Consider the following 14,595-nt stretch of genomic DNA (forward strand, 5'->3'; position numbering starts at 1 on the left):
GATGGCAGCTGGCGCGCGGAAATCAGCGCGTCGGAGCTTTCCCAGGGCGGCAACTTCCTGTCGTTTGGCGTGCTGGATGGTGCCGGAAACTGGTTTGAACAGAGTGGTTACGTCACAGCGGATCTGACTTCTCCGGTCAGTGATAACAGCGGCGATCCGTTGCCACCGGTCACCCCCGATAATCCCACCGATGGAAGCAATACTACGCCAGTGGTCGATATTCCAGGTCAGCCTGCACCTGAAATTGATACGCCATTTGGTGACGGCTGGCTGAACCGTGCGGAGAAAAAAGAGGGCTCGATGCTGACCGGCACAACGGGCGTCACCGGCAGCGGTCAGACGGTATCGGTGATTATTGGTGGTAAACATCACAATGCGGCAGTAAGCGACGATGGTCACTGGAGCCTGCCACTGGCGCCGGGGACGATGAAAACAGGTTTCGGCAAGGGGCAGCATGACATTGTCGTGACTGCTAGCGACGCGGCTGGCCATACGGCTACGATAACGACCAGCTATCAGGTGGATGTCTGCGCACCCAAAATCGCTTTTACTCACCTCACAGAGGGGCAGCAAATCAACCTTGCCTCCAGCCATGATCAGCATGTATCAGGTACGGGTGAAGCCGGTGATATTGTTACTGTCAGGCTTGGCGACCACCAGTGGCAAACCAGTGTGACCAGCAAAGGCACGTGGGCCGTGCAGCTTGAAACGCTGGACGCACTCACGCCTGAACCGGGCGAGCACAGGATTACCGCAACTATTCGTGATGCTGCCGGAAACGTTAACCACGTTTCGCAAAACGTCGAGCTTTATATGGCCGAGCCGCAGCCGAAGCTGAGTATTGCAACCGCAGCGCAGGACAACCTGATCAATGCCACAACTGTGATCAGCAGCAACACAGAAGATGGCAGCAATTCGGAAAGCCATAGTGCTATCACACTGGAGCACGCGTCTCTTCATCCTGATATGGCTGACAATCTCCATCTCTCTGGAACAGTAAACAGTGAAACGCTCTCGCTTTTATATTCAAATCTGCACACCAGCCTGAACGGTGCTGCCGATGACGATTCGTTTCAGCTGAATGGTGCGCATGAGGCGTTTGATTTTGCCACGCTTGGGCTGAGATCAGGCAACGCTGAGGTCATTAATCTGGGCGCTTTCAGCAGTAATAGCGTCAATCTGGGGCAAAAAGAGCCGTTGCCAATGAACGACAATGCGAGTGAGGCGCCGACGATAAAAGACGCGGACGGCAATGTGGTTACGCTAAGTAACATTGAAGGCGGCGTCTGGAGCGAGGATGGGCAGCGTATTAGTAACGGTCAGCAGTACGACCTGTATCACAATGCCTCTGCCAGCCATGAAGGTTCGCTGGCTGATATCCTGATGCAACATAATCTTCACTTACAACTGGCTTAAATCAGATGGCCGGGGCGGATTTTCTTCCCTGGCCATTTTCCGCAATTAAGATTGCCAGTGAAGCGCATACGAGTGCCCAGCGTAGCTATTCTCTAATGGCGTGCGAACCTACGCTGCCGGTATAGGGAAGACTGACGTCAGGCTAATTTCCGCTATGAGCGAAAAGCGGACATTATAGGCAGATAAAATTCTGCTTTCCCAATACATTGATAACTACCAGATATATTGAACGATGCAGTTCAGATCTTTAGGTAAATAATCAAAAGCATAACCTGTTGAGAATCGATACTACATCTCGGTATCACTTTCTTAAGATGTTGATAGATGGGCGCGTGTAAACAGGAGAAGGATGATGATTTCAAAGGAAAATGCAGAGCATTATTTCTGGGGCGACAATTGCGATGGTTGGTATCTGGTAAACCGTCAGGATATGCTGGTTATTCATGAGAAAATGCCTGCCGGCACTTCTGAAAAGCGACACTTTCACTCCGTTTCCAGACAATTTTTCTTTGTTCTCGATGGTGTTCTTTCAATGGAACTGGAGGGTAAGATGCATAATATTAAAGCCCTGCAGGGGCTAGAAATTCCACCGGGGTCAAAACATCAAGCCAGAAACGACACTGAGTTTCCTGTAGAGTTTATTGTAATTTCGCACCCAACGACGCGAGGAGATCGTTCTGACCTTCCTTCATCCTGCTGACGAATTATGAACACCGCAATGGCTTGTCTTAAGGTAAGGACTGCGCGCCAGGTGTTAACTTAACTGAGTATTTGCAACGCCTGCTTCAGGCACAAACCTGACCTGCGTTTCGGTAGGTCCGCTATGAGCGAAAAGCGGAACATTAAAAATAATGACATTGCTCAGACCCCATTTCCGCAGCTGACTAAAGTGAAAATAAAATGAACAAAAGCAGTCTTAAAGCGTTTTCCCTGTTACGTGTTCTGACGTTGACGTGTGTGCCCATGTTTTTACTGGGTTGCGCCAGTGCACTTTGCCCTTTTGGCACCACTGAAGGCACGGTACCGGACTTTAAAAATAGTTACTGGAGATCCACAGATAAAAAACCGGCTAAGACTAATGAACAAGTCCTGGAGGAATGCACCCATGCTGCCGATGCTGAGGAGCAACGGCTTTCGCAGATCTATCTGCAGATGTGTAAAACCGGACGTTTAACCGCAGAAAATCAACAATTTGCACAGAAATTACTCGGCAATCCACTCTATTCTGGCCTGGAACCAGTAAAAGCCGTCCCCCAGCATCAATCAGATGATTCAGTTGAAGCTCAGCTGAAATGGTCGATGTCTTATAGCGATAATCCTCAGGAGTTCAAAGAAAATTGTGGCTCTTACATTGAAAATAACGCAGCGGAACGGTCCAGCACCATGCTGGGTTTACAGGCGGGCCGTTACAAAGAGCAGGTTTTTAAACAGTGCATGGCAGAAAACCATATGGCGCTCATTGTTCCAAAAACTGAATTCAGTCAGTGCAAGTCGATAGGGTGGTAAGCAACCACAGGCCTGACCTCTATACCAGGCAAAATATAATGTGTCCGCTAAAACTCATCATCTATTTATGTCTGTAAACCGGGTTCATTAGCCGTGCCCAGCACACCGGGGTTTTTAAACCTGCGCCACCAGACAAGTAAGCATGGGAAGATGAGAAAATGATTACACTGAAGATTTACGCTCCGTACCCCAAAGAAACAGTGTTATGTGGGCAGATATAAAATTAAATGCGGGCTATGCTGCAGAATGCATGATCCCGGAAAAGCATTAATTATGTTGAATAGCGTTCATGCCAGGCGGCGCGCTTGCCGTTTACCTTCGGTCTGCACTATCTGATGTGATACCAGGATAGCGGTTAAAGGGAATAACACATGAAGTCAAACCATAGTATCTTTGTCAGGATAGGGTTAATTATTGGAGTGTTTCTGATTTTTATTTTCTTAAAATATATTTTCGATGCAAGTCGGCCAATGCAAAGCGATGTGCGTGGCAGGCCTGTCCTTAATGTCTGTAGCGAATCTGTTCATGGTAAATTTAACCAGAATGGTGAGAGAGATAACTTATTTCAGGTAAGTCAGCAATGTTCAAATGATATACGGCCTGTTTTCAGTAACTATGTATCCATTAAGAACAATATTTACTGGGTGAGTAAAATTAATTACGAACACTCTCCCTGCATTACTGGGACGGGCGATACTTCAGGTTTAATTTATAACATCACTTCCTGGGGTTGCTTAACAGCAAAGCCCATGCAGGTCAATAAAATAGAAAAGCGCGATCTTTATTTAGTGGCTAAATACTCCTCTACGTTTCGACCGGTTAATTACGTTAAGACTACCCGGCCATACTGGCAATCGGAACAATTAGCGAGCTACGCGCAAGATGAATCGTCTGTATATTTCCGGAGCGAGAAGATAAAAGAGGTTAACCCGGAAGATTTCCAGGTTATTTTTCCATTTGGAAAGGATGATAAATGGCGTATTTACAATGTCTTCAAAAGTAATGGCTCAACCTATGTCGGTGGCTATAATGTTGGTGATTTAGATCTGAGTAAATTTCATCTTCTTTCTGTTGTCTCCTGTCCGGAGCATGGGCTCACCAGATGCACGGGATATAGCAATCCAGATACCTTTTTTCGTGCGGGAAACTGGGGGCGCGGAGTGATTGGTCACATCGGGAATGATGTCATCTTTTTACAGCCCGAAGTGATAAGTCGCTTCTCAAATATGGCTTCACCAGACATGTTTATGTTTGCGTCATCCGAGCGTATTTATCTTTATAGTTACAGTAAATTTTACGAAGTGGTTGAAGGTGAGACAGGATTACAAAAGAAACTTGTCGAGATGGATAAACAGTATTTCGAGCAGAATCCATGATTATCTGGCAGGCAAAATGTGATCACGTGCTGTCACGTAAACATTATCTAATTAATATCCAGATGAGTCTGTAATTGAAACTGCTCTCAGGGGGGTGGAAAACATCCGAATTCCGACACCATGGACTCACCTGTTTCTATATGTCTGGCTGAAAAGTGATACCATTAGCTCTTTTCATTAACGGTCCTACTGCCCCGATTCTGATTGATATGATACGCATCAATCCCAGTAAACCAGATAAGCAAGTGCGGCAGCTGAACAGAAGGCATAGGGGCTTAAAAGTAAAATATCCGAATAAGGCGTTTCACATATCCTGATAACAGGCCATGCCAGTACAACCAGCCACATGAAGAGCGCAGAGCAGACGATAAAAAAGCTCCCCTTCAGGGCAGCGTCAGGATAAAATCGCTTTGAAATCATCGCTAATGGCATGCCGATTATCATTGAGCCCATCGTGGTGCCAATAATACTCACCGTAACAATGAAAAAATAAGCAAAAATTAAACCCATTACGGGTGTACTGCTTTTTCCCAAGGAAAGATAGGTTAAAACCAGTAATGAACCCACGACACTACTAAATATTGCTGATATCACAGATATCCTAATCCAGTTGTCGTCAATAATGTTTGGCATAATTTTCTCTATGTCTGAGCAGCTATATTGATGCAGCTTACTCGCTTAAATTTTCGGCACGAGGCTTGATCGCAAAACAGGCTTCCGGCACAGCATCCTTTTGCTGACCTGTGACGGGCATCCGGCAATAAGGACATTAAGGCCGCCTGTCAGGGTATTTAGCGCCAGGCCAGTGAGCGTCTCGCATCCTTAAGGCTGAATCGCTTTACCCTGCTCATCAAGCAGATCCGTCAGGAGAGCCGTTCCATCGCTTCCCACCCGAAATGCCCCATAACGTGCCTGCGCGAATCTGTCGGCATGACCTTCCTGAAAGAAATAAGCGTTAGTACCGACGGTCAGCGAGCCATAATGTTGATGGTATTTTACCCGTAGCTGATTCGGCTGCAGAGGTTCACCCTGATCAAAACGGGCCTGAGTCGCGTGACGCTGCGCATCGAGGTCAACAATCAGGGTTCCGCTGGTGGGCAGGCATGGCGCTGACAGGGTCGCGCTACAGGACTCAGCCTGTTGATACAACGTCAGTTCCAGTGGGCGGGTGAGGGCATAGTTCAGCGCCATATAATCACCCTGCATCAGGGATCGCGGGTCAACCGGGGCAAGAGGTAAAATCATGACCGCGCCTTGCTTCAGCAACTGCTCTTTTTGCCAGATACTGATATTGACGGCTATCAGCGCCAGCGCTATCACAGCGCCAGCCAGCCATCGGCCCTGTTTATGCATTCTCACTGGCACCTCCGATTTGTGCGGGTAATACTTTTTTGACTCCCCATGCCAGCCCCAGTAAAACCAGACCGCTGACCAGCAGCAGCAGGGATTTCTGCAGCAGAATTACCTCCAGGAAGTAATACCAGCCAATGACATACAGCACCATGAAACCGCCACTGGCCACCAGCAACCCCAGACTTCCCTGATAACGTGCCATCAGAATTAACCACAATCCCAGCCCTATACCCGGTGCATAGAGGGCGGCAGCCCCGCAGATAAGTGCAGCGGGCAGCGTGATAATCGAAAACAGCGGCTTGCTGTGTCTTTTCTGACTGAGTGCACTCAGCACTAAGCCAGCCGCGATCCCTGTGCCTGTCCCAGACTGAAGCGTGGAAAATTGCGATGCTGACCAGAGGAAATCCGTGAGATAAGCCGCGTTTATCCCAAGGAAACTCAGCAACATCAGACCACACGGGATGCCATGCTGCAGAGGATGTACCGCGTCAGCATACGGCCCTGCCTGTAACCTCAACTGATGACTGACAGTCCACATCCACAAAAATATAACCGCCGCCACCAGTACGGACACAGCAAGTCGTGCAGCCATCGGAGACAGGCAGATCCGGGCCAGAGAGTAGCCCGCCAGCACCAGGAAAAAGGTCAGGGCAGTGATGGCCATAAACCGATAAGTGCGGTCGGGCATCGCCATCGCCATTGCGGCCAGGATCGGCAAGGCAGTCAGTGAACTCAGCATAATAAAGCTGGCATCATTGCTCTGAATTTGCAGCAGAACACCGGTTATCAGCCCGCACGTTGCCGCAATCGCCCATGCCAGCCCGAGGTGATGTTTACCGTCACGCTGACTGCTTAACAGGCCACGCGCAATGGCGGCAAGCAGCAGCGAAGGAATAATAAGGGTGGCAGCATTCGGGTCTTCCAGCAGATCAGTGGCATAGAGCATCAGTATCATCAGTAACAGAATGATGATCGCTGCCACCCAGCCCCCAACGCTTAGCGCCAGCCTCAGATACCAGGGCAGGTCGGATGCGTGACCGCGCTGCTTAATTTCCTCAACCTGCGAGGCGCTCAGCAAACCCTGCTGACGCAAAGTGTCTGTCAGTAAGGTCAGCCTGGCCGGAACCAGATCGATTGGCCCCTTTTCAACCAGTTTGTGTTGCCACTTCAGCAGAATTGAACCATTTACCGCCACCCAGAACGCCATCAGGATGCCGGTCAAAAACAGATCACCCGTATCGTAGGCTAAAAGAAATAACTGCATGATTAGCGCACAGCCAACCACGGTCAGGCTGGCGATGCCCAGCGTCAGCATGCAGAGATCCGGATAGCGGTAACGGTACAGGTAATAACCTGCCAGCAGGGTGATCACCCAACCGCCGGTGATATTAGGAAGGTGGTCACCGCCACCCCAGTCAGAGAGGTTCCCGGCCACAATGGCGGTCAGCTGAAGCAGTAAAAATCCCGCCATGACTCGCGAGAACCAGCGGCTTGCCAGCCAGCTCTCGGGATGATGCGTTATCGCGCGCCACGCCAGCGCTTCCCTGACAATCAGGCAGGCTGCCAGCAACGCCAGATATCCGTAGAGCACAGCGGTCGGGAGCCTGGTTAAACTGTCAGACGCGGCCAGATCCAGCAGTGACGACGGCAGGGTGTTGTAATAGAGCTGGAACGCCAGATTAGCGACCAGCCAGCTGCAAAACCAAAGGCTGTTTTGCCGTGCAATCAGCGCCAGCGGCAGAAGAACGTATAACCAGGCCCGGAATAGCTCCCAGCTGTCAGCACCGGTCTGATAAATCTGTCCATACAGCGCAAAAAGGGCACCGAAGCTTAACCCTGTCGCCAGTAATGCGTTGCGTGCCAGCGTGCTGTACCAGCGCCACCAGACAATCACCGCCAGCGCGACGATCAACAGCTCGGCCAGGGCAAATTTCGCCATTTTCGGCAGCCAGGCCCAGTTCCAGGCAATAAAGAACACCGCTCCGGCAACCAGAGACAGTAATCCCAGACAGGAAAGAACCGGGATAAGAAACTGACGCCACTGAGCATCTGAAGGTCTGATTCCACAGAAAGCAAAGATACGCTGGCAGGTCTCCGGGGTCAGGCTTCCTCCTTTTAGCAGGCGTGCGATCTGGCGACAAAGATACTCTGCCGTCCGTGACGGCATCCCGGTGATGCCATCGGGTGCAAGCTCCCTCATTCTTTCCCTGCCTCTGTTTGCGGTATGACTTTGATGATGAAATTAACGGCTGTTCTTCCCTGCGATCAATCCGCGTGTCGGTCAGTGACGCTCTGCTGAGCGGCCGATAATTTTGCTGAACAAATGTAAACATCTTTTCCAGGATATAACAGCGTAAATCAAAGGCGAGGGGGGAACTCTGCGCAATCTGCCGCATTATTGTGATCAAATGGTGTCGCGGCCGTATTTGGGCTGCGTGAACATGACATCCGCCCCCGACGAACGCGATCCCCGCAGGCAGGCTTTACTGCTGTACTCTCAGAGGTACCGCATCACCCGCATTGCTGAAAGGTAAGAAGCGTAAAGATTATCGGGTGACCGAGCAGGGGACGCTTACGGTTGATGATAAGCCGGTTGCCACGACTGTTGGCCTGAAGCCGCTAAAGAAACCGCAGCCGGACAGCAAATTGTGGATTGTTAGCTGCCTGAACCGCTGAAATAAACGCTTTCCTGAACCAAGGTTTCACTCCTTTATTGCAGGTGATGATGAGACACGGCGTAATACTTTTACCCTGGCCCGTCGCGCATTGATTCAAAGGGGTGAGTTCCTGAGTGGAAAAGCGCATACGCTACCGGACGCCGCGCCGTATTGGGCGAGCGTGCAGAAAACCGCCCATTCGCTGAATCGGATTGCGGGCAGTTGCTATGCTGGCAGAGGTCCAAAGGCGCGGTATGAATCCACCAGTGAATCAAAAAGCGAGATATCTGAGCGACTTCTGGCGATAAGCTGGGCACCAGCAATGGCCGTGAAAATTGCACGTGCTCTGGATTCACTCTCACCTGAATCGCACACCTTCGCAGCCACCAGCAGTTTGTTCAGCCATGCAATGTTCACATCAGCAAACTTCTGTATTTCTGCATTCATTTCAGGAGGTAAGGTATCTTTTTCAGCGCCCATGAAACTGCCCAGGCAGAGACGATTTTCGGCCTCAAGTGATCTTCGGAAGATTTCAGGAAAGCGACGCAGCGCGTCAATGGGTGATGGGCTTTCTGATTCGATCATCTCGAGTGCGAGCGCACCGTCCTCCCAGTATCGTCTGGCAACGGCAATACCCAACTCGGCTTTGCCTGGAAAATAGTAGTAAATACTCGCCGCTTTGATACCCACATCCTGCGCGAGGTCGCGGAAATTCAAACCGTTATAGCCCTGAGATTGGGCAATTTTCCTGGCCGCCTGCAAAATGGCTTCCCTGGTGTTGACGCTCATCTTGATGCCTTTGGTATTGGGATGATCTCTTAAATAGAGAATGCTAATTTACAGCAAACGCTTACCGGGTGACAGGGTGATTGCCATGGAAAACAGTAAGTTCAATGCATCCAGGGTGCTCAGGCAGACGTCATTGCATCATGGTTTAGCAAGTAACATCGACAGCCGACGCTATCATAAGCACTCTGGTCACCGGGAAAGTCAGTAGATAACGAACCCGGCGTACCGGAGTTTACACCGAGTGGTGCTATTACCGGGCTGGCGAATCCAGCTCAGGAATGCCGCTGTTGCGATCGGCGTAGGCCGCCTGGAAGGCAGGACGTTTTGTCCAGCGCTGCCAGTAGGCATCTAAGAACTCAAAACGCTCGTCCAGTGGAGTGGCATTGACCGGGAATTTCGAGAAGGCGATCGCGGTTGCCAGAGTAATATCCGAGAAGGTCGGGGCATCGCCGCCGAGCAGCCATTCGCGGCCGTCTGACAGATGGCGATTAACCAGCGCGGCGTGAGCCAAAGCTTCTTTACGGCAGTGTTCTCCCCAGGCCTCATTTTTGGTCAATTCCAGCCTGAAGCCGAGGCCGGTGTGCAACACGTGGAACGCTGTAACGATGCGGTACAGGATATGCACCCACACCCGGTTATCCCACATATTATCCAGCCCCTGTTCCAGTGCTGTTTCTCCCATAATCTTGCGGCCCGGATACTCCTGATCAAGATAGCGAACGATGGCAGCCGTTTCAGAAATATAACTCCCGTCAGCCAGTTCAAGGGTAGGTGTTTCGCCCCACGGATTCATATTCAAATGTCGCCAGCCACGCTGCTCTCCTCCAGGGGACATGTCATAGATGGTCTCGGCAAACTGGTCAGCGATGCCCTTTTCATGCATGAAAAGCCGCAGGCGCTGTGGATTAGGAAAGGCCGAAGGTGATGTGAAAAGCTGAAGTTTAGCAGTCATGGTCGATCCTACAGGTTGATGGTTGGGATATCTAACTAACGTTAGGTAGACAAACATTAGCGGGCAAATCAACACACGTCAACATCTGTCTAACACTTGTTAGGTTAATTTTTTGGTGACCTTCATGCTTGATACAATATTTCAGCGGAGGCATAGCTGAAGGAGGGAGAAAATGACGCCGGAAGGTTGAAAAATGCAAATGAGTGGAGAGGCTCGATTCAAACGGGTTTTCAGGTGAGTTACATACTGGCAATTGCTGCCGACTGGTTGCTGGCCAACAGGAAGAGCCGGCTGATAGTCCGGAAGCGCAAGGGCCACGGGGTGAGGTAGTAGCGGTTAGATCAGCCCATGAAGCCGACTGGTATCGGCATCATTACTGGTCACAAAAATGAGCGGCCGCTGTGAGCGAGGAGCGGACGTGGGGATTTCAAATACCTTAAAACTGCATGTAAAAAGTAACAGGATCGGAAATAGACTGTTTCATACAGCAAGCATTCTGTATTGACTCACTTAACTCTGATTTCTTTCATGTTCGATAAGCCACTCTTTACGCGATATGACTCCACCATATCCGGTCATTTGGCTATTTTTACCGATAATTCTGTGGCACGGAATCACAATCGCAATCCGGTTGGCACCATTCGCAGCGGCAACTGCTCGTACAGCGTCAGTTTTATTCAGTCGCAGCGAAATATCCTGACAGTGTGAGGTCTCCCCATAAGGAACAGTACGTAGTGCATCCCAGACGGACTTTTGAAAATTACTGCCCGGGGCGTCCAGTAAGAGATCAAAGTGACGACGTGTTCCGGCAAAATATTCGCTGATTTCTTTTACTGTCTGCCGGGTATGACTGTTTTCTCCTGTGACAATCCTGGCGTTAAGTAAACGCTGAATGTCGCGAAATTCAGTTTCTAACATCCGGCGATCGGTAAACTCCAGCAGGCAGACTCCCTGCTCTGTGGCGCAGACAAACATAGGTCCCAGCGCAGTAGTAAACCGGTGAATGACTATTACCTGAGTGGTTCGAGTCGGAGCTGCGCCAGTGAGCCGCTTGTAGATGTAACCAAAGCCGCTCAGGGATTCGTAGCCATTGTCCAGTGCTACGTCAGTCGCCGCACGTCCGCTTTTCAGCTCCTGCAGGGCAATATTTACCCGCTGCATTCGCTGGAAGGCCTGAAAAGTGATGCCGTGATGTTGCAGGAACCATCGCCGCACTCGCTCCGGGCTGATTCCATGCTGACGAAGATCCGCGTCGGATACACGGGATTTAATATCGTGCCTGACAAGCGCAAGCGCCTGTTCGACAAATAATGGCGCGCTGTGCGCGTTTTCAGCAGGTCTGCAGACTTTACAGGGGCGAAAGCCGGCCGCCAGGGCAGATTTGGCATCTTTATAAAACTCTACATTTTCACGTTTGGGCTTTCGCGCCCGGCATATCGAAATGCAGAATACGCCAGTCGTTCTGACGCCAGCAAAAAACACACCCGTATATTCTGAAGCGCGTTCAAGTAATGCCTGATACCAGACGTCACAAAGATTCTTATCGATAACCTTCATTAACAAAAAGTCCTTCAAATGTCTGATGCAACCGGATCGCATGCATTAAATCAGTCAGCTTTGACTGAATGGCCGAATGAACAAAATTACCCATAGAAATGCGGCTTGCCCCGGCCAGTTTCAGTCTATCGAACGAGGGAAGATCGGGCATACACATGACATTCAGAGGCAGATCAATAGCATTTGCAATAAGGCTGATATCTTTCTCTGAGGTCAGACAGGGAACAAACAGGCCGTCAGCACCTGCAGCTCTATAATATTGACCCCGTAATAATGTCTCCTCTAACGCTCTTTCATGCCCGAGCAGGTAAGCATCAGTCCGGACGTTCAGAAACAGGTTATAACCATCACTTCTCAGCGCATCGCATACTGCTCTCAGATTACGCGAAAATTCAGACACATCATCAAGCTGTCGAACCCGATTAATGACTCTGCTGTCTTCAAGGTTAACGCCTGATACACCTATCTGAGCAAGGCGCTTGAGATTGACTATTATCTCTTCGGCTGAATCACCATATCCTGCTTCCATATCAACACTTAATGGCAGGCTGCTAACTGCCCGGATACGAGTGACAATAAAAAATAATTCATCAAACGGCATGCCCTGGCCGTCTTCATATCCCAATGTGGCCGCTATTGCTGCGCTGGACGTTCCCAGAGCCTGATAGCCAGCTTTTTGCGCTGCGACAGTACTGACGACATCCCAGACGTTAGCGATAAGAAGGGGCTCATACTGGTTGTGGAGTACTGCGAAGTTCATATCCATATCCTCTCAATTAGATTGAAAATGAATCTAAGCATTCAGCAAAAACGGCACAACCGAAAATCAGACGACCATTTTTTTAGCAAAATTTTATCGGGTCAGTCTGATATGCAGAGTGATACGGTCGTAGTGTTTCAGGGTCTGCCTCTGGCAAAAAGCGAACATTCCTAACCGCCGGATATAAGTATCAACGGGGAGCAAAGCAGATAGGTTTGTATGGTCATTTTGAGAAAAGGTCTTGTCAGAATTAATTTCTGATACTGACTGGCGTGGTTTTTCACATTATTGATTGTCAAACCCCTTACGATATCAGAACTCTTCGACTGCCCCGCGTAATGTCTCATCTTCTTTAGATGAAATTAAGCATTGCTTTCTCATAAATCTACTAATGATAATTTGCTATAAGCCAGATTGTTTCGTTGTTAGACAGGGTGCGGTGCGGCTTTTATCTTTCGTCATGATTTGTAAATTCCATACAAACATTTGATGAGGGAGCCATTTTGTCCATCCTACTGAAAAGCATAAAAACAAAACCCACGCGTTTTACTCTGGCGCTTAAAATCGCGTTACTCAGCAGTATGGTGGCTTTCTCTTCAGCCTCTTTCGCCGATGTACCCTTAAAAGAGGGCATTACACCAGCCACCGATGCCAGCCAGATTCCGGCAGTGGCTAAGCTGCGTAAAGACACTGTGGTGGCTGGTATCTCTGAACCGCAGGGTATTTTTAACCCTTATTTCTTTGTTAACGGCTGGGACGAAAACGTCACCAACGTGATTTTCTCACGTCTGATTGACTGGGATAGCCACGGTAAGCTGGTGCCAGGCCTGGCCGAAAGCTGGAGCGTTAGTCAGGATAACAATGTCTATACCATTAAGCTGCGCCCACACCTGACTTTCAGCGACGGCTCGCCCCTCACCGCCGAAGATGTGGCGTTTACCCTGACCGTGCTGCATGACCCGAAATATGATGGCGATACTGACATCACCCTCGCCAACATTGTGGGCGGCGCGGAGTATAAAGCCGGAAAAGCTGATAGCTTCAGTGGCCTGAAAGTGATCGACCCGCTGACATTACAGGTCACCACCGGGCAGCCTGGCGCGACAACGCTGGCGAAAATTGGCGGCCCGGTGTTGTCGAAAGCGTATTATGGGAAAGGGTATCAGCGCGGCAATCTCGACTATCTGCGCATGTTGCACGGTAAACCGCTGGGCAATGGACCGTATGTCTATGACAAATATATTCCGGGCCAGGAGATTCGTTTCCACGCCAATACCCATTTTTACCGTGGCACACCACCGACGCTGCGCTTTATCTACCGCGTAACCAACCCGTCCACTAACTTCCAGTTGTTCCAGACCGGCGAAACCGATTACGACTCGTTTACTTCTCGCCCTGATGATATCGAACAACTGAAAATGCTGGGCTTCGCCAATATCAACCTGTTTGGCTCCAGTGACTACAGCAAAGTGGAATTCAACGTACGTCGCCCGGCGTTGCAGGACGTGAAAGTGCGACAGGCGCTGATTTATGGTCTCGACCGCCAGAAGTTGATTGATGTGGTTTATCAGGGCTATGGAAAAGTGGCAATTGAACCTATTGCCCCGATTTCATGGGCGTATAACACAGATGGCGTGAATCCATACAAATTTGACCCGGCACAGGCGAAGAAACTTCTTGATGAAGCGGGCTGGAAACCGGGGCCTGATGGAATCCGCGTGAAGGACGGTAAACGTCTGGAGTTGACGCTGCTGGTGAGCAAGAAAGTGCTGAATGATGCGCTGATCCCCATCGCCAAAGAGAACTGGCAGCAGATTGGCGTGCTGTTGAAGCCGCAGGTGGTGGATTTCAACGCCCTCATGGCACAGCGTAAAGCCGGTAACTATGACCTGGCCTCTTTCAGCACCAGCACACTCAACGATCCACATGATGGCGTGTGGGATTACTACAGCACGGAGGCGAAAGAGTCCGGCTATAACAATCCGCAGGTTGATAAGCTGATCAACGAAGGTAATGCGGTGCTGGATGTGGAAAAACGCAAACCGATTTATCACCAGCTGTATAAAGTGCTGGCGGACGATCCGCCGGTGATTCTGCTGGGTAACCGCGAGATTTTATCGGCCAGTAGTGCCCGCGTCACCGGCTTTAAACCAGATATCTACAACGGGCTGACCGGTAGCCTGCCGGATGTGAAAATCATTAAATAACACTAACAACTGCCGGGGTCTC

The 14,595-nt window shown here is 50.0% G+C and carries 12 protein-coding genes and 1 pseudogene; 6 read left to right on the forward strand and 7 right to left on the reverse strand.

The genetic code is table 11. The annotated features are described in order from the left end of the window. The 4 genes and pseudogenes from HFD95_RS06455 to HFD95_RS06470 form a co-directional block, all read left to right on the forward strand. A pseudogene (locus HFD95_RS06455) lies at positions 1–1,416 on the forward strand (Ig-like domain-containing protein); the annotation flags it as partial. Positions 1,417–1,768: 352 nt separating this feature from the next. Next, positions 1,769–2,116, forward strand: coding sequence for a cupin domain-containing protein (locus HFD95_RS06460; RefSeq protein ID WP_033761129.1), 348 nt, complete (start codon positions 1,769–1,771; stop codon positions 2,114–2,116). Positions 2,117–2,316: 200 nt separating this feature from the next. Further along, positions 2,317–2,922, forward strand: a complete 606-nt coding sequence (locus tag HFD95_RS06465; protein WP_124890465.1) for a hypothetical protein — start codon at positions 2,317–2,319, stop codon at positions 2,920–2,922. Between the two features lie 371 nt (positions 2,923–3,293). Beyond that, entirely contained in the window at positions 3,294–4,298 is a 1,005-nt protein-coding gene (locus tag HFD95_RS06470; RefSeq protein WP_167429969.1) for a DKNYY domain-containing protein, read from the forward strand. Between the two features lie 219 nt (positions 4,299–4,517). Here the strand turns inward: HFD95_RS06470 and HFD95_RS06475 are convergent, their stop codons facing one another. The 3 genes from HFD95_RS06475 to HFD95_RS06485 form a co-directional block, all read right to left on the reverse strand. Continuing rightward, the gene (locus HFD95_RS06475) at positions 4,518–4,931 is read right to left on the reverse strand and encodes a hypothetical protein (protein WP_167429970.1); all 414 of its coding nucleotides are present in this window, start codon (positions 4,929–4,931) and stop codon (positions 4,518–4,520) included. Positions 4,932–5,120: 189 nt separating this feature from the next. Then, positions 5,121–5,651, reverse strand: a complete 531-nt coding sequence (locus tag HFD95_RS06480) for a GDYXXLXY domain-containing protein (protein ID WP_167429971.1) — start codon at positions 5,649–5,651, stop codon at positions 5,121–5,123. Then, positions 5,644–7,851: a DUF4401 domain-containing protein gene (locus HFD95_RS06485; protein WP_167429972.1), complete on the reverse strand. Its 2,208-nt coding sequence runs from the start codon at positions 7,849–7,851 to the stop codon at positions 5,644–5,646. Before HFD95_RS06485 ends, HFD95_RS06480 begins: the two co-directional genes overlap by 8 nt. A 241-nt stretch (positions 7,852–8,092) precedes the next feature. Between HFD95_RS06485 and HFD95_RS06490 the strand changes: the two genes are divergently transcribed. Further along, positions 8,093–8,185, forward strand: a complete 93-nt coding sequence (locus HFD95_RS06490; protein ID WP_371742424.1) for a hypothetical protein — start codon at positions 8,093–8,095, stop codon at positions 8,183–8,185. A 348-nt stretch (positions 8,186–8,533) separates the two neighbouring features. On the opposite strand, the gene HFD95_RS06495 is transcribed toward HFD95_RS06490, so the two are convergent. The 4 genes from HFD95_RS06495 to HFD95_RS06510 all read right to left on the reverse strand — a co-directional run bounded on the left by HFD95_RS06495 (position 8,534) and on the right by HFD95_RS06510 (position 12,366). Beyond that, positions 8,534–9,097: a TetR/AcrR family transcriptional regulator gene (locus HFD95_RS06495; protein ID WP_033786788.1), complete on the reverse strand. Its 564-nt coding sequence runs from the start codon at positions 9,095–9,097 to the stop codon at positions 8,534–8,536. Positions 9,098–9,347: 250 nt separating this feature from the next. Then, on the reverse strand, positions 9,348–10,049 hold the full coding sequence (locus HFD95_RS06500) for a glutathione S-transferase family protein (RefSeq protein WP_031292479.1): 702 nt from the start codon (positions 10,047–10,049) through the stop codon (positions 9,348–9,350). Between the two features lie 510 nt (positions 10,050–10,559). Further along, positions 10,560–11,606: a bifunctional transcriptional activator/DNA repair enzyme AdaA gene (locus HFD95_RS06505; protein ID WP_167429973.1), complete on the reverse strand. Its 1,047-nt coding sequence runs from the start codon at positions 11,604–11,606 to the stop codon at positions 10,560–10,562. Next, positions 11,590–12,366 (reverse strand): isocitrate lyase/phosphoenolpyruvate mutase family protein, encoded by a 777-nt coding sequence (locus HFD95_RS06510; protein WP_167429974.1) that lies wholly within the window; start codon positions 12,364–12,366, stop codon positions 11,590–11,592. The genes HFD95_RS06505 and HFD95_RS06510 overlap by 17 nt, the downstream gene beginning before the upstream one ends. 581 nt (positions 12,367–12,947) lie before the next feature. Here HFD95_RS06510 and HFD95_RS06515 point away from each other — a divergent pair. Next, positions 12,948–14,573 carry an ABC transporter substrate-binding protein gene (locus HFD95_RS06515; RefSeq protein ID WP_371815236.1) on the forward strand — a complete coding sequence of 542 codons (1,626 nt, stop codon included), beginning with the start codon at positions 12,948–12,950 and terminating at the stop codon, positions 14,571–14,573. Positions 14,574–14,595: the final 22 nt, after the last annotated feature.

The sequence above is a fragment of the Pantoea sp. EKM10T genome (assembly GCF_011800685.1).
Taxonomy (GTDB): Bacteria; Pseudomonadota; Gammaproteobacteria; order Enterobacterales; family Enterobacteriaceae; genus Pantoea; species Pantoea agglomerans.